The organism is Spirillospora sp. NPDC000708 (assembly GCF_040299565.1).
Taxonomy (GTDB): domain Bacteria; phylum Actinomycetota; class Actinomycetes; order Streptosporangiales; family Streptosporangiaceae; genus Spirillospora.
The window spans coordinates 33,149-50,079 of sequence record NZ_JBEPCJ010000062.1 but is presented as its reverse complement, the minus strand read 5'-3'; the positions used below and the strand labels follow the sequence as shown (position 1 = coordinate 50,079).

The window sequence follows — 16,931 nt, the reverse complement described above, 5'->3', positions numbered from 1 at the left end:
GGAACGGCCGCCGCTGAAGGCCGGTTCAAGCTGGTGTCGCGAACCTCGCGGTGAGGTGGGCCATCAGCCGTGCGGGTGCGTCCTCCTGGAGCAGGTGACCGGCCCCCTCGATCCAGTGGAGCTCGGCGTGCGGGACCTTCTCGTGCATCCACTCGGCGTACTGCGGCGGCAGGATGCGGTCCTCGCGGCCCCAGATGAGGCGCACCGGCAGCGTGATCCCGCCGAGCAGATGCTCGTACTCCGTCGTATCCACCTCCCTGATCTGGCTGTACTGGCGATAGAACGCGGCCTGTCCCTCGGCGCCCCGCCACGGTGCGAGGAAGGCATCAAGGACCCCTGGCCGGAACCCGACGTTCGTGGCGTGCCGAAGGTGGCCGGCCACCAGCGCTTCATGGGCATAGTCGGGAAGCTGACGGAAGACGTCCGCGTGCCGCAGGATGAGCTGGAACAGCCCCCTCTCCCACCGGCCCCCGGTCACCGCGTCGAAGAGGGTCAGATCCCCGAAGTCCGCCCCTTCCAGCAGCAGGGCCCGCAGCGCGACCGCTCCTCCGATGTCGTGGGCGACGACGCTCGGGCGGGACGGTCCCCAGTGGTCCAGGAGCCGGGCGAGGTTCCTGGCATGGGCGGCCAGGCTGAGATCCTGGCCTTCGCGCTGGTCCGACCGGCCGAACCCCAGGTGGTCGAAGACGAAGACCTCGCGGGTCGTGGCGAGCGCCGGAGCGATGTCCCGCCAGAGATAGGACGAGTACGGGGTCCCGTGTACGAGCACGACCGGGTCGCCACTGCCCATGGACGCCCACCGCACGACCCCGTCGGGCGTCTGGAACTCCTCGTCCAGCCTCCAGTCCACGAACGTCCCCCTGTCCGATCGGATACGGCACTGACCGCCATCCCCGCGGACGCGACCCGCATGCCGCACACGCGCTGCGGTTCACGCCGGCCCGCCGCGAAGCACGCCCCGCTCACAGCGCTCGACCTCCGCTGAGGCACGTCGCCCGGTGTTTCACCGCACGGCGTCCCTATGGCGCCAGACCCACCAAGCCACCACGATCAGGGCGAGATCGGCCACCGCGGCCAGCGTGACGACTCCGGCGACCATCCCCCAGGCCCCCTGCGCGATCGGCCCGAGCGCCCCCAGATGCACCCGCGTGTCCTGGCCGATCCTGGAGTGCCCCACCCCGAGGATCTCACCGGACTTGAGCCGCCCACCCGCGTCCGTCCACGTGCCCGAGCACATGCCTCCTCGACCCTGGCTGCAGTCATCGACGTGCGCGACGACCAGGGTGTCCCTCGTCATGGTCAGGACCACCACCACGGCGAGCCAGTCGGCGACCACCGTCGCCAGCAGCAGGGCGAGCCCCCACAACCGCGCGATCATGACCGGACGGTAAGCCCGGCCCCGCCCGGCCACAAGGGCGGCCGGATCGGTATCCCGTCAGAGGTCACCTGCCAAGGCCACCGCGCTTCACCTGATCAACGAGCCGCAGGGGAGGACACCGAAGCCGCTCGAATGTGCCGGTTGTGATGGTCACCCGGGCGGACGGGTGGAGCGCATCCTGATCTTGATGTCGCCGTCGCCGTGGCGCGCCACTTCCCGCAGGCCGAGGCGCCGGTAGAGGGCGTGCGCACGGTGGTTGACCGCGAGCACGTCCAGGACCAGATCCTTGCCCTGCTGCTCGGCCTCGTCCAGGAGCGCGGTGATGAGGCGGGTGCCGATGCCGCGTCCTTGATGCTCGGGATGGACCTCGATGCGGCCGAGGTAGACCTCGGTAGCGCGGTACTCGACGCTGAGCATGCCGATATCGGCCCCGTCGGCGGTGATGATCTGCCAGTGTCCGGGGTCGAACCCGCGCGTGTGGTAGTCCCGCTGGTCCTGCTCGTCCCACCCCCAGATCGCGGCGACGTAGTCACCCATCGCGGCCTTGTGCAGTTGGAAGCAGAACTCGCTGTCGGCGGGCGTGGCGGGCCGCAGCGCGACGTCGCTCACGCGGCGTCCTGCTCAGGACGCTCGACCACGATGCCGCCGCAGAAGAAAGAACCGGCACGGACGAGGACGACAAGGTGCGGCCCGTTGACCGCGCACCCTTGGGCGACTCCCACCTCAAGGGAGATCGGCTCGGACATGAGGGAACCCTTCAAACGGAGCAGCCGGTCGGGCCACGCCCTGCTAATGATGGAGCCCGCTCACGATAGGTCGAAGGCGTGACAGCAACCTAGCTGCGGTCCGGAAGCCGTGGGCGGTCGGAGATCCGCATTCTGTTCATCTTCGACCCGGACCGGGCCGCGAAGGACAAGGAGGCCGGACGATGAGCACCGGACGCCGCTGGCAGGACATCAAGGCCGAAGCGCACCGCCGCAACCCGGAACTGGCCGAGCCCGAGCGGCAGGCTCGCGCGCGCGCGGAACTGGACGCCTACGTCGCCGGCCACCATCTCAAGGAACTTCGCAAGGCCGTCGGCAAGACACAGGCCGAGGTCGCCCAGATTCTCGGCGTTTCACAATCCCGGGTCTCACAGATCGAGAACGGCGATATCGAAGCCATGGAGTTGGAGACACTCCGCGCCTACGCCACCGCACTCGGCGGACACGTGGACATCACCGTCAGCGTTGGCCCCCACTCCATCAAGGTCGCCTGACTCGCGAAGGCTGACAGCAGCAGTGACAGCGATAGCAGGCACCCACGCCTGCCACGGGCGCACACCGGCAGCCGATCAGGCTTGGGCGATGCTTCGCCGGTAGGGGCGTTGCCATAGCTGGTTGGTGGACGTCCTTGGACGGGCCTCGCCTTCGGCCGGTCCGCTTGTCACGGTAGGTCGAAGGCGAGGCGGCGCGCGTTGGGCGCGGGGGTTAGAGGTTCAGGTCGCCGCGCTTCACGCGGTCGATGAGCTGCGCGAAGCCGTTGGGGGTGAGGGTCAGGTGACCGGCTTCGGGTGCCTTGCTGTCTCGGATCCCCCGTCCATCGGTTAGCGCTGCAACCTCTACACAGTCCTGCCCGCCGGCACCGCCGGTGCCGCTCCTGGGCGACTTGCGCCAAATGGGCTGGCTCACTGCGGGCTCTCCATCCGGTTGGTGGACGTCCTTGGACGGGCCTCGCCTTCGGCCGGTCCGCTTGTCACGGTAGGTCGAAGGCGAGGCGGCACGCATTGGGCGCGGGAGTTAGAGGTTCAGGTCGCCGCGCTTCACTCGGTCGATGAGCTGGGCGAAGTCGTCAGGGGAGAGGGTGAGGTGTCCGGCTTCGGGTGCCTTGCTGTCCCGGACTCCGATCGTGACGTCGAGATCAGCGACTTCGACACATTCGCCGCCCGTCGTGCTGCTTCGACTGGCCTTCCGCCAGGTGGGAGGGGGCGTCACTTCATGGCCTCCATCTGATCGGCGATCAATCCGCGGCTCGGAGCCTCGCCGAGGGCGCGTGCCCCGATCCGCTCCCACCGTAGACCGAAGTCCCTGACCTTGGTGGGATCGGTGATCAGTCGTCCCTCATGGGCCGCTTCGACGTACACGACGTCGGATCCCTTGGACGAGGTCATCATCTTGAAGGCGCCGTCCTGCCCCATGTGCGACCCCGCCTCCCACGGGATGATGCGCAACACCACATGCGGCAACTCGGAGAGTTCAAGCAGGTGTTCGAGTTGCTCACGCATACCGGCGCGACCGCCTGAATGCCGAGTGATGACGGCCTGGTCCAGCAGAACGTAGAGCTGAGGTGGTTCGTCCCTCTTGAGGATCGTCTGCCTTGACAGACGTTCATTCCAGAATTCGTCGCCGCTCGCGATGCCGGCCGACGCGAACCCTGCCCTTGCGTAACCTTCGGTCTGCAAGAGGCCAGGAACCAGCAGCCCGTCATACTGCCTTATCACTGCAGAATTCGCCTCGTACTCTGTGCTCTGTCTGCGCCAGTCCGGGTCGTGTGTCGATTCGGCGCGGCGTCGAAGTCGGACAAAGTGCCCTCCAGTACGCCAAACGTGGTCCAATGTTTCGGCGTGCTTTTCGGGGAGTTTTGACCTGCCTGATTCGTAGTTCGAAACCGTGGAGTGATTCACGCCCAGAATGTCCGCGACCTGAGTCTGTGACATGTTCCGGAGCAGGCGCCATATGCGCAGGTCAGCGGCGAGTTCGTCCCACATGGAGGAGTCGGGATCGAGGTGGTGCGCGGAGGGCATTCAAGATCCTTAATTGTTAATCCTGTGAAGGAAACGCGACAAGCCTAAGCCGTGGCGGCACAGTGGGGGCGAGTTCGGCCGGGAAAGGTGGGTGTTATGGACGGCAATTCGGGCATACGGGGTAATTCTTGTTCGCGGGACGAGTTCACGCTTCGGTGGCACGCCTATCCGGAGAGCGTGTATCTGACGCGGACGCTCGTCACGCAGGCGTGCGAGGAGTGGGGGCTCGCGGGACACGACTACGTGGGACGGACGATCATGTCCGAGTTGGCGACGAACGCCGTGGTGCACGCCGTCGAGGGGCACGAGATCCAGGCGTGGGTGACGCGGCTGGCCGGCGCGATCGAGTTCCGGGTGTGGGACCCGTCGCACGCGCCGCCGGTCGTCCCGAAGGCGGACTTCGACGCGGAGGACGGCCGGGGCCTGATGATGGTCCGCTCCCTCGCGTCGGGCGGGTGCGGATACCGGCACCTGGACGGCGGCTTGGGCAAAGTCGTGTGGGCGCGGCTGGCCCTGTAGACACCCCGCCCGTCCGGCCGCCGGTGCCGCCCGTGTCCCCCCAGGGGCGGCGCATCGTTCCCCCACACCGCCGGGCGGGCGGGGCCTCCAGAAGAGAACGGCAACGGAAGGAACCGGAACATGGGAAAGCACGGGGACGCGCAGGCTTGCGGGGCCTGCGGCGGGAAAGGGTTCACCATTGTGAACCTGGACAGCAAGGAGGAGCGGATCACCTGCGGGGCGTGCAACGGGACGGGAAAGGCGTGAGCGCCTTTCCCGGGCTCCCGCCCGTCGATCGCCGCCTGTTCATTCCGGAAACGGTGTGGGTGGTGCGGGACGGCCGTCTCGTGACGCTCGCGCGGGCCGACGAGCCGGAGGAGTGGGAGCGGCTCGTGGAGGCGGACGAGCCGATCATCACGATGGTGAAGGACGGGGCGTGGCCCACGTCCTCTTCGACGGGGCCGTCGATGATGGCGCAGATGATCTGCGCGCTGCGTCTCGAAGCCGGTATGCGCGTGCTGGAGATCGGCACCGGGACCGGGTACAACGCCGCGTGCCTCGCGGAGTTGGGGGCCGTGGTCGTGACGGTCGAGGTCGATGGGGAGATGGCCGAGCACGCGCGGGCCGCGCTGCGGGCGGCCGGGCGTCCCGGCGTGGTCGTCATCGCGAGCGATGGGGAGGCCGGAGCACCGTCCCACGCGCCGTTCGATCGGGTTATCGCGACCGCGGCGGCGCATACCGTCCCGTATGCCTGGGTCGAGCAGACGAGGCCGGGCGGGCTGATCGTGGTGCCCTGGGCCGCGACGTTCCATCCGGACGGGCCGCTGGCCGTGCTCACGGTGGGGGCGGACGGCACCGCCGAGGGACGGTTCACCGATCCGTCCTGGTTCATGCCGCTGCACGGTCAGCGACTGCCGCAGACGGTCCTTCACGAGACCAGGGAGCGGTGGCATGCGGCCGGGGAGCCGGAGGCGTCCCGGTACGGGATCACGGTGAGGCCGGACGGGCAGAGCGTCTGGCTCGACGAGCCCGGCACGGTCGCCCGCTGAACGGAACCCCCGGGCCCACCCCGGGGGTTTTATCGCTTTCTTATAAAAAGCGATGGGGATTCCGCCGTGGCGGCGATTTCGCGGGCGACTCCCTTGTGAGAAGCCTGTGTTAACACGCACACTGGCCGAATATCGGCCTCAGTCTAAGGAGCGGCCATGGGGGCGCTTGCTCTTGCCGTCGCGGCACCGGTCGCCTATGTCGCGGGCTTCACGGTCTTCAAGGTCACGGGTCGCCGGATGCCGCGGCTCACCGGGGCCCGGTTCCTGCACACGACGTGGACGCTGGCGTCCAGCCCCGCGTGGCTGGTCGGGCTGGGCCTGCTGATCGGCGGGATGGTCGTGCAGAGCATCGTGCTGACGCGGATCCCGGTCAGCACGGTGGTGCCGATGTACGGGCCGGTCATGGTGGTGCTGCTGCTCGTGGCGGTCACCAACTTCCGGGAGCGGGTGACGCCCGGCGAGCTGGGGGCGCTGGCGGTGCTCGTGCTGGCGCTGCTGGCGTTCGCGGCCGCGGGCGGGCTGCTGCGCGGCACGGTCCCCGCCGGGTCGGCCGGTCCGTGGGACCCGCACGCGCCGCTGTGGAAGGTCGCGCTGCTCATCGGGCCGTCGCTGGTGTTCCCGATGTGGCTGTTCGTCGTGCGCGACAGCCCGGTGGACGGGCGGCACGCCAAGCGGGTCACGGGCGTCGCGTTCGGGCTGGGCGCGGGGGCGCTCGTCGGGTGCGCGGAGAGCTCCGGCGCGGCCATCGCGCGGCTCCTGCGGCACGACCCGTCGGCGTGGCAGGAGGTGCTGCGGACGCCGCACCCCTACATCGTCGTCGTCGCGGGGCTGCTCGGGGCGGGGCTGGCGCAGATCGGGCTGCAGCGCTGCCGGCTGTCCGTGGTGATCATCATGCTGGCGGTCGGGTCCAAGGCGTCGCTCTGGCTCGGCGGGATCATGGTGTACGGGCAGCCGTGGCCGGAGACGCCCCGCAGGTTCGCGCTGTCGGCCGTGGGGCTGGTCCTGGCGGCGGCGTCCGTCTTCCTGATCCCGCGCCACGAGCGGGAGGAGCCCGCCGGGGAACCGGGCGGGGAACCGGCCGCCGAGGAGGCCGCCGTTCCCGAGCGGTCGCCGTTCGCCCCGCGGCGCGACGCGTGGGCCGCGCCGGTCCTGCCGGCTCCGGTCGTCGAGCCGCGGCGGGCCGTCCAGCCGCCGCCGGTGCCGCGCAGCGCGGCGGCGATGCGGTACGCGGCCCTGCGGAACGAGGCGGCCGGGCGGGGCGACCGGGCCTGAGACCGCTCACGGGACCTGCCCCTCGCGCGGCCACCGCGCGGCGGCCCGCGCCTCGTCGCGCTCCCGGATCAGCCGCGCCAGCTCGTTGGTCACCAGGTCGAGGAACGCGTCGACCTCCTCGACGGCGTAGCCCTGCGTGAGGCGGGTCGTCGCGAACTTGCGGTCCCGGACGGCCTGCGGGGTGATCCGCCGCTCGCCGTCCGCGTCGTCCGGGCCGCTGCCGAAGCCGGCCAGCCGGCTCTGCCACGCCGGTCTCTTCTTGCCCATGCGACCACTTAACACAGCCCGTCCGGGGCGGGGCGAGCGTTTCTCCGAAGGTGTTGCGGGGGTGCGGATTCCGAACCGTTTTCTTGAAGCCCGGTGAGCATTTTCCGGACGGTGCGGATTCCTGCTGTACGCTGCGCTGCGTCCATTTCCCGGGCGGTCGGGTGTGCGCGCCCCGCGCTGAGGAGTCCGCATGGAACGTGTTATCGAGCATCGTCCCGACACCAGTGGGAAGGCGCGCAGGTTCGCGCTTTTCATGAAGGTCTTCGTCCGGCCGGTGTTCTTCTACAGCCCGCTGACCCGGCTCATGCTGCGCCTCGCGGTCGTCCTGGACTGGGCGGCGCCGCTGCTGATGCGCCCGGAGCGCGGCACCCGCGTCGAACGCGTCGACCTGGACGGCTTCCACGGCGAATGGATCCGCCCCGAAGGCGCCGACTCCGGGCGCGTGGTGCTCTACCTGCACGGCGGCGGCTTCTTCTGCTGCGGCCTGCGCACGCACCGCGGCCTGGTCGCGAGGATCGCCTCGCGTTCCGGCGCGGTCGCCTTCTCCGTCGCCTACCGGCAGCTTCCCGGATCGTCCCTCGTCATCTCGATGGCGGACGCCCTCAACGCCTACGCATGGCTGCTGGAGCAGGGGCACGCGCCGGACGACATCGTCATCGCGGGCGACTCGGCGGGCGGCTTCCTCGCCTTCACCACCGCCCTCACCGCCATGGAGAACGACCTGCCGAAGCCCGCCGGGATCGTCGCGCTGTCCCCGCTGGTGGACCTCGACCACGAGGGCCGCGCGTCCTACGAGTTCACCCGCCGCGACGCCTACGTCCCCGTTCACCGCCTGAAGAAGCTGAACCGCCTGCTCCTCGCCGGGATGGACCCGGGCCCGCTGCCGTCCCCGTGCGACCGGGACCTGCGGGGCCTGCCGCCGGTCCTCATCGTCGCCGGTTCCCGCGAAGCGCTCCGCTACGACGCGGAGCTGATGACGGAGCGGCTCGCCGCCGCCGACGTCCCGCACCGCCTCCAGATCTGGGAGAACCAGGTCCACGTGTTCGCGGCCTTCGCCGGTGCCGTCCCCGAGGGGCACGAGGCCATCAAGGAGGTGGCCGCCTTCATCCGCGAGATCACTCCCCGGGCCGCCGGCACCGCCGCCTGACCGGCCGGGCACGCGTCGGCGCGGTGCTCGGGCGGCCCGCCTCGCACCGCGCCGACGCGCGGCCCGGATCAGGGTGTGGAGAACGCCTTCATGCAGGCCAGCAGGGCCGTCTGGGTCTTGGTCTTGTCGGCGCCGGGCGGGGGCGTCCAGGTGCTCACGTTGTCGGGGACGTCGACGCCGTGCGCCCGCATGCACCGGGCGAACGCGGTGACGGTCTTGGACGGCGCGGTGGTCGGCCTGGTCACCTTCGGGCCGGGCCTGGGCACGGCCGGTACGGAGGTGGGGGCGGTGGCGGCCGGCGTCGGCGTCGACGCGGGCGACGTGCCGCCGTCCGGCGACGCCGCTCCACCGGACGCGGCGGGGGAGCCGACGGACACCGGGGGCGGCGCGGACGCGGCGCCGTCGCCCCCGCCGTCACCGCCGCCGCAGCCGGCGGCGGACAGAAGCGTCGCGGCGAGCAGCAGCGCCGCCACCGCCGGCCGGGTACGAGCTGGCATCGGCTTCACCTCGGGTCCTTCGGATGAGACGTCGGCGGCCCCGCGCCGCGCGGCGGCCGGGGAAAAGCCATTATCGTCCGCCCCGGCAGGCGCGCCTTATCACTTGGATAAAGTTCGGGAACGCGCGCTTGTCAGTCGGTTGACAAGCATTTCAAATGATCGGCCGATGCTCATCCGAGTATGAACAAGGCTTTTCCTTGCGCGCTGGGTGAGCAATTTTTCCGGTCGTCTTGTGCGGCCGCGTTCTTTCGTGGTCCCATCCGGTCCCGGGCTCGTGACAGGCGCGTTACGCGACCGCCGGCGGGCCGGACGGACGATCTCCGATGGGTGGGGCGATGATCAGTGTGCGCGCACGTCGGGCCGGCCGCCTGATGGCGGCGGCCGGGGCCGGCGCGCTGCTCGCCGCCGGCCTGAGCGGTGCCGGGGCCGAGGCCACGGGCACCCAGAACGCCGACCTCACGGTGTCGTACCAGTGCGCGTTCCCCGCCGGGCCGCAGCAGGTGAGCGTCCGCTACCGGGCGCCGTTCCCGGCGTCGGCGCGGCCGGGCGAGCAGGTGCGGCCGGGCGACGCGACGGCGACCCTGACCGTCCCGCGCGCCGCCCTTGCGGACCTCGACGCGGCGAAGGTCGGCGGGACCGTGCAGGTGGCGGCGCAGACCACGCAGAACGGGACGGCCGCCAAGGCGGACTGGCCCGCGTTCACCGTCGAGCCCGCGGCCGTGCCCGGCGACGGCGAGGGGGACGTGACGCTCACCGCGTCCGGGCGGCCCACCGCCGCGACCGCCGGGCCCTCGGGCACCCTCTCGTTCAGCCTCGGCGAACTCGACCTGGGCCTCGGGCCCGCGCCCGCGCCCGCCGCCGGCGGCACCAAGGAGACCCCTGTCGCCTGCAGCCCCGCGCAAGGACAGGCGCGGGTCCTCGCGGCGGTCCCTGTGGTGGCGGACGGCACCGCGCCCGCCCCCGCCCCGTCCCCCAAGGCGACCGCGGCGGTGCCCGCGGGGGAGGCCCCGCCGGACTGCCAGGACCTCAAGGAGCCCGGATGGCTGATCTCCGGCTGCGTCTACATGAACGGCTTCGCGAACGTGCGCAAGCTCGACGGCGCGACCGTGCTCAATGACCCGGCCGCCCCGAACCCGGCGCTGACGAACGTCGAGTACAACATCGTCCCGAACCTGCCCACGGGCACCGGGACGGACGTCCGCTTCCGGTTCCACGAGCCGCTGCGCTCGAAGGCGACCTTCCTGACGTTCGGCTTCATGCCCACGACGGCCACGATGGAGATGGACCAGGTCGGGCTCGGCACGGAGACCTCCGCGCCGTACGAGAAGGGCCAGACGCGGCAGCGCGTCCAGGCCCGGATGCGCGTCACGATCCGGCTGTACGACGTGACGGTCAACGGGACGCCGCTGGACGTCGGCGCGCACTGCGCGTCCGACCGGGCGGTGGACATCGAGCTCGGCGACGCCCCGGGCGCCGACATCACCAACATCGTCAAGGGCGGGACGCTCCACGGCTCCTTCGAGATACCGCCCTTCAAGGGATGCGGGTCGGGAGAGAACCTGGACCCGCTTTTCACCGGCGCCGTTTCGGGGCCCGGAAACTATCTGAAGGTCAGCCAGGGAACCATCTGCGGCCGCGCCGCGGCCACCTGCCCGCCGGCAATGCCGGAACTGAAGAGATAACGGCTCACCTGGCCCGGCGGCCGGGGAAAGACATGCCCGTCGAACGGGCATCATGCCTGCTCAGCATGCCCGAAAAAGCGTTGTCATTCGACAATAAAGGCCATGTGAGGCGGCGATTGAAACGTCTCAGAATTTGTCATCGGCGTCCGATGACGAATGCGGTTGACGGCGAGTAGCTTACCGGCGTAACACCACGGAAAACGGTTCTCAGGAGGTGATGCGGTATCGGGGGTGAGCAGCACATCGGATAACCGCGTTTCAGAGAATCGAGAGGTACCAGTGAAGACCACCAAGAACACCCGGCGCAGGGGCGGGATGCTCGCCGGCGCGGCCATCGCGCTCGGCGCCGCCGCCATCGCGTCGGCGATGCCGGCCTCGGCCGCCGCGCCGATCCACTACTCCTTCGACCTCAAGGGGTCGTCGTTCATCAAGGCGCCGAACGGCACCACCGCCCTCACCGGGAGCGTCGAGGCCGACCTCGACGTGACCAAGCCCGCCGACAACGTCACGGCGGACCTGACGCTGAACCCGACCAAGGGCAACTTCCAGATCCTCGGCATCCTGCCGGTGACCGCGGACATCGCCTTCGTCCAGCAGGGCAAGACCACCGGCACCTACGCCAACAGCGAGCTCACGACGGACTCCAAGATGTTCGTCAAGCTCGGCTCGTTCAACGTGTTCGGGGCCATCCCGATCGGCGGCGGCGACCAGTGCCAGACCACCCAGCCGTCGGACATCGTCCTCAAGTCGGACGGCAAGTTCATCCCCTCCAAGGGCGGCACGCTCAAGACGAGCGACTACTCGCTGTCCTCCATCGACAACTGCGGCCCGCTGACGGGGATCCTCAGCCTCTTCACCGCCGGGTCCGGCAACACGATCTCGCTCGACCTCACCGCCAAGGCGTAGTCCACGCCAAGGCGCGGGTCACCGCCAAGGCGCAGGCCCCGGCCTCGCCTGGCCGACGGCGTCGCCCCCGCCTCCCCGCCGGCGGGGGCGGACCCGTCACCGCACGTCGCGGACCCGGTCCGCGGCCCGGCATGCCCCCCAACCTCACGCACACGAGAGGTACGAGGTGAAACCGAAGAACATGTCCCGAAGAGTCAGGACCGGTACGGTCCTCGGCTCCACGGCGGGCCTGATGCTCGCCATGGCGAGCGTCGTGGCGGCGCCGGCGGCGTCCGCCGACGCCGGCCTGACCCTCAAGTACCGGTGCAGCTACCCGCTGATCGGGCAGCAGGACCTCAACGTCGCGATCTCCACCGACATCCCGGACAAGGTCGCGCTGAACACCCCGTCGCCCACGATCAACATCAAGGCGGTCTCGACCGTCAGCGCCGACACCACGTTCGGCCTGTGGACGACCCTCACCAAGAAGCTGACCGGCACGGCGAAGGCGCAGGCGTCGCTCGTCGCGCCGCAGTACCCCAGCGGGCTGCCGCTGAAGCCGAACATGACGCTGGCCGACGCGAACGTCCCCGACTCGGGGCCGTTCGACATCACCGCCACCGGCACGCAGGTGCCGCTGACGTTCAACAAGGCCGGCTGGGCGCAGATCACGGTCGGCAACCTCGACCTGGCGATCAGCCCGCTCGGCGCGGACGGCAAGCCCACCGGGCTCGGCCAGATCAACGCGTCCTGCAAGCAGCTGCCGGGGCAGAACAACGTCCTGAAGCAGTTCCTCATCGACGACGGCACCAACCCGCCGAAGCCGGACCCGGTCCCGGGCAAGTACCCGGCGCCGAACCCGGTGCAGACCCTCGCGGGCGACCTGCCGTCCTCGCCGGAGAAGTCGCTGCAGTACACCTGCCCGTACCCGCTGGTGGGCGACGGCGACCTGACCGTCAAGGTCAAGTCGAACTTCCCGACCGAGGTCCCGGTGAACACCACCGCGCAGGACTTCATCTCGCAGGCGATCCAGGTGACGTCCGTCTCCACCGTTCCCGCGGACGTCAACGAGAACGGGCTCCAGCAGCTCGGCGCCGTGCAGATGGACGGGACCGCCCTGGCGCACCCGACCATCACGGTCCCGGAGATCGCCAACCCCGTGCCGCTGCAGATGGCGCTGAAGCTCGACAAGACGAAGGTGCCCCCGACCGGGCCGGTCTCGATCAACGGCCCGGGCAAGGCCCCGGCGCTGTCGTTCACCAAGACCGGCGCCGGCAAGGTCGCCCTGGACGACATCGACATCCAGAACTTCACGACCTACGACGCCGACGGCAACCCCGCCAACCTCGGCGACTTCACCTGCCACCTGAAGTCCGGGCAGGACAACACCCTGTTCAGCTTCACGATCAAGGACGGCGGCACGACGACGCCGCCCGACGCGACGGCTCCGTCCGTGCCGGCGAACGTGAGCGGCACGGCGACCGGTGGCTCGGTGGCGCTGAAGTGGGACGCCTCGACCGACAACGACGGTGGCTCGGGCGTCAAGGGCTACTACGTGACGGTGGACGGTAAGAAGGGCGACCTGGTGACGGGTACGTCCACGACCGTCTCCGGTCTGGCCGACGGTGACCACACCTTCGCGGTGTCGGCCGTCGACAACGCGGGCAACGAGTCCGCCGCGTCGGCTCCGGTCACGGTGAAGGTCGCGACGGGCCCCGGCCCGGACAAGACCGCCCCGTCGGTTCCCGCGAACGTCAAGGGCACGGCGAACAACGACTCGGTCGCGCTGTCCTGGGACGCCTCCACCGACAACGACGGTGGCTCGGGCGTCAAGGGCTACTACGTGACGGTCGACGGTAAGAAGGGCGACCTGGTGACGGGTACGTCCACGACCGTCTCCGGTCTGGCCGACGGCGACCACACCTTCGCGGTGTCGGCCGTCGACAACGCGGGCAACGAGTCCGACCCGTCCGCGCCGGTCACCGTGAAGGTCGCGACGGGCCCCGGCCCCGACAAGACCGCCCCGTCCGTCCCGGCGAACGTCAAGGGCACCGGGTCCGACGACGGTTCCGTGGCGCTGACCTGGGACGCCTCCACCGACAACGACGGCGGCTCCGGCGTCAAGGGCTACTACGTGACCGTGGACGGCAAGAAGGGCGCCGCCGTGGTCACCGGCACCTCGACCAAGGTCACCGGCCTGGCCAAGGGCGACCACACCTTCGCGGTGTCGGCCGTGGACAACGCGGGCAACGAGTCCGACGCGTCCGCGCCCGTCACGGTGACCGTGCCCGGCACGCCGACCGGCGGCGGCGCGGCGTTCACGCTGTCCGGGTCGTCGACCATCAAGGGCCTGAACGGCAAGGTCGCGCTGAACGGCGCGGTCAACGCCACGGTCGACGGCGGCGGCAAGGTCTCCGCGGACCTGACGCTGAACCCGACCACCGGCACCTTCTCGCTGTTCGGGTTCATCCCGGCGACCGCCGACATCGCCTTCGCCCCGCAGGGCAAGACGACCGGCACCCTGTCGGGCACCACCCTCAGCACCGACACCAAGACCGTCGTCAAGATCCCCTCGATCAAGGTGTTCGGGATGGACCTCGGCGTCGGCAGCACCTGCCAGACGAGCGCCCCGGCCGACATCCCGCTGAAGTCCACCAACTTCAGCGTGGCGGGCGGCGGGACGCTCACGGGCACCTACACCCTGCCCGGCCTGACCGGCTGCGGCTTCCTGACCCCGCTGGTCAGCGCGCTGGCCGCCGGCCCGGGGAACACGATCGACCTGAAGGCCGCGCCGAAGAAGTGATCCTCCGGCAGTGACCGAACGGTCCTGATTCCGGCCCCCGCCGCTCTTCCAGGGACGGCGGCGGGGGCCACCTCCCCGCACCTCCCCGCGTCCCTCGCACCCCCGCATCCCTCGCAGGACGAGCACCAGGAGAGACAGCAGTGAGAGCCACGAGGAGAACGGCCGGGCGGACGGCCGGGAACGCGGCCGTCGCGTGCGCCGTCGCGCTCGCGTCCGGCGCCGCCGCCCTCGCCGGGACCGCGGCGCCCGCCGCGGCCGACCCGGTCTCGCTGACCCTGGGCTACCACTGCGTGTTCCCGCTGATCGGCCCGGAGCCGGTCAGCGTCAAGATCAGCACCGATGTGCCGAAGACCGTGGTCAGCGGCCAGCAGGTGCCGGGGTTCACGGTGGACTCCGTCTCCACCGTCAGCGCCGGCTCGACCCGCGGCCTGGCCGCCGTCGGGACCGCGAAGCTCGACGGCACCGCGCTGGCGAAGGCGTCGATCACGGTGCCCGACGTGCCGTCCGGGCTGGCCGTGCCCGTCACCTCGAAGCTCGACACCACCGCCGTCCCCGCCGAGGGCGCCTTCGACGTCCACGCGCGCGGCACGACCGTCCCGCTGACGTTCCGCAAGACCGGCAAGGGGACGATCCGGGTCGGGGACCTCGTGCTCACGCTGACGCCGTCGATCGCCGACGGCGGCCCGTCCGGGCTCGGCACCTTCGAGTCCGAGTGCACGCAGGACCCCGGGCAGGACGATGTGCTCGCGACCTTCGACGTCGTCGACTCCACGCCCGCCCCGACCCACCACGACTACACGGTGCGGGGGACGGCGGCCGTCAAGGCGGGCGCCGGGACCGTCCCGCTCAACGGCTCCCTCAGCGCCGACATCGACCCGGGCACCGGGAACGTCACCGGCGCCCTCGACCTCGACCCCGCCACAGGCGCCCTCAAAGCCTGGGGGTTCCTGCCGGTCACGGCGGACGTCGCGTTCGGGCGGCCCGCCGCGACCACCGGGAAGTTGGCCGGCGCCGCGCTGACCGCCGACGCCGCCCTGGACGTGCGAGTGGCGTCGTTCGCGGTGTTCGGGCTCCCGGTCGGCGGCGGCGATCAGTGCCGGACGGCCGCGCCCGCCGACGTCCCGCTGGACTCCGGCGGCCCCTTCGACCCGGCGCTGGGCGGACGGCTCGCGAGCACCGGCTTCACGCTTCCCCCGCTCCAGGACTGCGGCGTGCTGACCGGGCTGCTCGGCTCGTTCACCTCCGGTCCCGGCAACACGGCCGACCTGACCCTCACCCCGAAGGAGCAGGGCTGATGCAGGTCCGCACGCACCCCGCCCGCCGCAGGCGCCCCGCCGTCGACGCGCATCCGAGCGCCGGTGCGCACGCCGCCGCCGGCGCGCACGCCGCTCGCCGCATGCGCCGTGTACGCCGCATGCATCATGTACGGCTCGTCGCCGCACTCGCGGCGTTGACGGCGTTGACGGCGGCGACCGCCGGGACCGCCGAGGCGGCGCCCGCCCGTCCCGTCGCCGCCCCGTCCGGCCTCGCCGCGTCCGACCCGGCTCCGCCCGGCGATGCCTTCTACACGCCGCCGGACCCGCTGCCCGCCGGCGCGCCCGGCGACGTCATCCGGTCCCGGCCGTCGAAGGCCGGCCCGCCCACCGCCCGCAGGCTGGCCGACGCCTGGCAGGTCATGTACCTGTCCACGGACGCGCTCGGCAGGCCGGACGCGGTCACCGGGACGGTCCTGGTCCCGAAGAACGCGGACCGGGCGAAGGCGCCGATCATCGGCTGGGGGCCCGGCACCAGCGGCCCGGCGTTCCAGTGCGCCCCGTCCAAGTTCATCGACGAGGGCGCCTTCTACGAGCAGTCCGCGCTGAACGAGATGCTCCAGGCCGGGTACGCGGTCGCCGTCCCGGACTACGAGGGCTACCACGCCGATCCGAAGACCACCTACGTCGCCGGGAAGTCGATGGGGCCCGCCCTCATGGACGCCGTCCGCGCCGCGCAGCGGCTGCCCGACGCGGGCCTGTCGAAGGACGCGAAGGTCGTCTTCCGCGGCTACTCGCAGGGCGGTGGCGCCGCCATGTGGGCGGGGCAGCTCCAGCCCGCCTACGCGCCGGAGCTGAACCTCGTCGGCGTGGTCGGCGGCGGCGTCCCCGCCAACCTCGCGCTGGTCGCGCTCGGCCTGGAGGGCAAGAAGCCGTTCGGGTTCCTGCTCGACGCGCTGATCGGCCTCGACAACGCCTACCCGGAACTGAATCTGGCCTCCTATCTCAACGACGCCGGAAAAGCCGCCGTCGCCGGAATGCAGCAGCACGACTGCACCCTCGAACTGCTGCTGAACTATCCGGGCAAGAAGGTGGCCGACTACTTCACCACGAACCCGCTGGGCACGAAACCGTGGGCGGACCGCGTCACCGAGAACCGGCTCGGCGGAACGCCCATCAAGGTGCCCGTCCTGCAATACCACTCCGACGCGGACGAGATCGTCGCGTTCAATCAGGCGAACACGCTCCGGCAGCAGTACTGCACCGAGGGCGTTCCCCTCACCTGGAAGGTGTGGAACGGCCTGAGCCACATCACGCTCGTGTACCGCGGAAACGCGGACGCCATGGCGTTCATCGCGGACCGGCTCGCCGGGAAGCCCGCGACCTCGAACTGCCCCACCACCCCGAGTTCCTGAAGG

Annotated in this window: 20 protein-coding genes; 11 read left to right on the top strand and 9 right to left on the bottom strand. The window is 70.8% G+C overall.

Translation table 11 applies throughout. The annotated features are described in order from the left end of the window. Positions 1–25 precede the first annotated feature (25 nt). From ABT299_RS34620 to ABT299_RS34605, 4 genes are all read right to left on the bottom strand, one after another. Positions 26–850 carry an alpha/beta fold hydrolase gene (locus ABT299_RS34620; RefSeq protein WP_500253294.1) on the bottom strand — a complete coding sequence of 275 codons (825 nt, stop codon included), beginning with the start codon at positions 848–850 and terminating at the stop codon, positions 26–28. A 153-nt stretch (positions 851–1,003) separates the two neighbouring features. Beyond that, positions 1,004–1,378, bottom strand: coding sequence for a hypothetical protein (locus tag ABT299_RS34615; protein ID WP_500253293.1), 375 nt, complete (start codon positions 1,376–1,378; stop codon positions 1,004–1,006). A 150-nt stretch (positions 1,379–1,528) separates the two neighbouring features. Further along, the gene (locus ABT299_RS34610) at positions 1,529–1,987 is read right to left on the bottom strand and encodes a GNAT family N-acetyltransferase (RefSeq protein WP_500253292.1); all 459 of its coding nucleotides are present in this window, start codon (positions 1,985–1,987) and stop codon (positions 1,529–1,531) included. Then, positions 1,984–2,124, bottom strand: coding sequence for a hypothetical protein (locus ABT299_RS34605; RefSeq protein ID WP_500253291.1), 141 nt, complete (start codon positions 2,122–2,124; stop codon positions 1,984–1,986). Before ABT299_RS34605 ends, ABT299_RS34610 begins: the two co-directional genes overlap by 4 nt. A gap of 182 nt (positions 2,125–2,306) precedes the next feature. Between ABT299_RS34605 and ABT299_RS34600 the strand changes: the two genes are divergently transcribed. Then, positions 2,307–2,636, top strand: a complete 330-nt coding sequence (locus ABT299_RS34600; protein ID WP_500253290.1) for a helix-turn-helix domain-containing protein — start codon at positions 2,307–2,309, stop codon at positions 2,634–2,636. Between the two features lie 211 nt (positions 2,637–2,847). On the opposite strand, the gene ABT299_RS34595 is transcribed toward ABT299_RS34600, so the two are convergent. From ABT299_RS34595 to ABT299_RS34585, 3 genes are read right to left on the bottom strand one after another with little or no spacing between them, the layout of a single operon-like run. After that, entirely contained in the window at positions 2,848–3,144 is a 297-nt protein-coding gene (locus ABT299_RS34595) for a DUF397 domain-containing protein (RefSeq protein ID WP_500253289.1), read from the bottom strand. Positions 3,145–3,156: 12 nt separating this feature from the next. Then, a complete protein-coding gene (locus ABT299_RS34590) occupies positions 3,157–3,351 on the bottom strand; it encodes a DUF397 domain-containing protein (protein WP_387027854.1) in 195 nt (64 codons plus the stop codon). Then, positions 3,348–4,160 (bottom strand): helix-turn-helix domain-containing protein, encoded by an 813-nt coding sequence (locus ABT299_RS34585; protein WP_387027853.1) that lies wholly within the window; start codon positions 4,158–4,160, stop codon positions 3,348–3,350. Before ABT299_RS34585 ends, ABT299_RS34590 begins: the two co-directional genes overlap by 4 nt. A 96-nt stretch (positions 4,161–4,256) precedes the next feature. Here ABT299_RS34585 and ABT299_RS34580 point away from each other — a divergent pair, with 96 nt between their 5' ends. From ABT299_RS34580 to ABT299_RS34565, 4 genes are all read left to right on the top strand, one after another. After that, the gene (locus tag ABT299_RS34580; protein WP_347257114.1) at positions 4,257–4,679 is read left to right on the top strand and encodes an ATP-binding protein; all 423 of its coding nucleotides are present in this window, start codon (positions 4,257–4,259) and stop codon (positions 4,677–4,679) included. Positions 4,680–4,799: 120 nt separating this feature from the next. Continuing rightward, positions 4,800–4,925 (top strand): hypothetical protein, encoded by a 126-nt coding sequence (locus ABT299_RS34575; protein ID WP_387027850.1) that lies wholly within the window; start codon positions 4,800–4,802, stop codon positions 4,923–4,925. Further along, complete coding sequence (locus tag ABT299_RS34570; RefSeq protein WP_500253288.1) at positions 4,922–5,707, top strand: methyltransferase domain-containing protein; 786 nt, start codon at positions 4,922–4,924, stop codon at positions 5,705–5,707. Before ABT299_RS34575 ends, ABT299_RS34570 begins: the two co-directional genes overlap by 4 nt. A gap of 156 nt (positions 5,708–5,863) precedes the next feature. Next, positions 5,864–6,979: a hypothetical protein gene (locus ABT299_RS34565; protein ID WP_500253287.1), complete on the top strand. Its 1,116-nt coding sequence runs from the start codon at positions 5,864–5,866 to the stop codon at positions 6,977–6,979. A gap of 6 nt (positions 6,980–6,985) precedes the next feature. On the opposite strand, the gene ABT299_RS34560 is transcribed toward ABT299_RS34565, so the two are convergent. Next, positions 6,986–7,246 (bottom strand): DivIVA domain-containing protein, encoded by a 261-nt coding sequence (locus tag ABT299_RS34560; RefSeq protein WP_190867673.1) that lies wholly within the window; start codon positions 7,244–7,246, stop codon positions 6,986–6,988. 190 nt (positions 7,247–7,436) lie between these two features. On the opposite strand from ABT299_RS34560, the gene ABT299_RS34555 reads away from it, so the two are divergent. Next, positions 7,437–8,393, top strand: a complete 957-nt coding sequence (locus ABT299_RS34555; RefSeq protein ID WP_500253286.1) for an alpha/beta hydrolase — start codon at positions 7,437–7,439, stop codon at positions 8,391–8,393. A 68-nt stretch (positions 8,394–8,461) separates the two neighbouring features. Here ABT299_RS34555 and ABT299_RS34550 read toward each other — a convergent pair whose 3' ends face one another. Beyond that, on the bottom strand, positions 8,462–8,890 hold the full coding sequence (locus ABT299_RS34550; RefSeq protein ID WP_500253285.1) for a hypothetical protein: 429 nt from the start codon (positions 8,888–8,890) through the stop codon (positions 8,462–8,464). Between the two features lie 344 nt (positions 8,891–9,234). Here ABT299_RS34550 and ABT299_RS34545 point away from each other — a divergent pair, with 344 nt between their 5' ends. The 5 genes from ABT299_RS34545 (at position 9,235) to ABT299_RS34525 (ending at position 16,928) form a co-directional block, all read left to right on the top strand. Beyond that, the gene (locus ABT299_RS34545) at positions 9,235–10,572 is read left to right on the top strand and encodes a DUF6801 domain-containing protein (RefSeq protein ID WP_500253284.1); all 1,338 of its coding nucleotides are present in this window, start codon (positions 9,235–9,237) and stop codon (positions 10,570–10,572) included. A 279-nt stretch (positions 10,573–10,851) separates the two neighbouring features. Next, positions 10,852–11,478: a hypothetical protein gene (locus tag ABT299_RS34540; protein ID WP_190867681.1), complete on the top strand. Its 627-nt coding sequence runs from the start codon at positions 10,852–10,854 to the stop codon at positions 11,476–11,478. Positions 11,479–11,659: 181 nt separating this feature from the next. Then, positions 11,660–14,260, top strand: a complete 2,601-nt coding sequence (locus ABT299_RS34535; protein WP_500253283.1) for a DUF6801 domain-containing protein — start codon at positions 11,660–11,662, stop codon at positions 14,258–14,260. A 140-nt stretch (positions 14,261–14,400) separates the two neighbouring features. Continuing rightward, positions 14,401–15,555 carry a DUF6801 domain-containing protein gene (locus tag ABT299_RS34530; RefSeq protein ID WP_500253282.1) on the top strand — a complete coding sequence of 385 codons (1,155 nt, stop codon included), beginning with the start codon at positions 14,401–14,403 and terminating at the stop codon, positions 15,553–15,555. Then, positions 15,555–16,928: a lipase family protein gene (locus ABT299_RS34525; RefSeq protein WP_500253281.1), complete on the top strand. Its 1,374-nt coding sequence runs from the start codon at positions 15,555–15,557 to the stop codon at positions 16,926–16,928. The genes ABT299_RS34530 and ABT299_RS34525 overlap by 1 nt, the downstream gene beginning before the upstream one ends. The last annotated feature ends 3 nt before the right edge of the window (positions 16,929–16,931 follow it).

Bases quoted from the DNA above. Each gene is read 5' to 3' on its own strand.
- ABT299_RS34615 (WP_500253293.1), bottom strand. From the start codon at position 1,378: ATGATCGCGCGGTTGTGGGGGCTCGCCCTGCTGCTGGCGACGGTGGTC.
- ABT299_RS34605 (WP_500253291.1), bottom strand. From the start codon at position 2,124: ATGTCCGAGCCGATCTCCCTTGAGGTGGGAGTCGCCCAAGGGTGCGCG.
- ABT299_RS34600 (WP_500253290.1), top strand. From the start codon at position 2,307: ATGAGCACCGGACGCCGCTGGCAGGACATCAAGGCCGAAGCGCACCGC.
- ABT299_RS34595 (WP_500253289.1), bottom strand. From the start codon at position 3,144: ATGCGTGCCGCCTCGCCTTCGACCTACCGTGACAAGCGGACCGGCCGA.
- ABT299_RS34585 (WP_387027853.1), bottom strand. From the start codon at position 4,160: ATGCCCTCCGCGCACCACCTCGATCCCGACTCCTCCATGTGGGACGAA.
- ABT299_RS34580 (WP_347257114.1), top strand. From the start codon at position 4,257: ATGGACGGCAATTCGGGCATACGGGGTAATTCTTGTTCGCGGGACGAG.
- ABT299_RS34575 (WP_387027850.1), top strand. From the start codon at position 4,800: ATGGGAAAGCACGGGGACGCGCAGGCTTGCGGGGCCTGCGGCGGGAAA.
- ABT299_RS34565 (WP_500253287.1), top strand. From the start codon at position 5,864: ATGGGGGCGCTTGCTCTTGCCGTCGCGGCACCGGTCGCCTATGTCGCG.
- ABT299_RS34560 (WP_190867673.1), bottom strand. From the start codon at position 7,246: ATGGGCAAGAAGAGACCGGCGTGGCAGAGCCGGCTGGCCGGCTTCGGC.
- ABT299_RS34555 (WP_500253286.1), top strand. From the start codon at position 7,437: ATGGAACGTGTTATCGAGCATCGTCCCGACACCAGTGGGAAGGCGCGC.
- ABT299_RS34550 (WP_500253285.1), bottom strand. From the start codon at position 8,890: ATGCCAGCTCGTACCCGGCCGGCGGTGGCGGCGCTGCTGCTCGCCGCG.
- ABT299_RS34535 (WP_500253283.1), top strand. From the start codon at position 11,660: ATGTCCCGAAGAGTCAGGACCGGTACGGTCCTCGGCTCCACGGCGGGC.
- ABT299_RS34525 (WP_500253281.1), top strand. From the start codon at position 15,555: ATGCAGGTCCGCACGCACCCCGCCCGCCGCAGGCGCCCCGCCGTCGAC.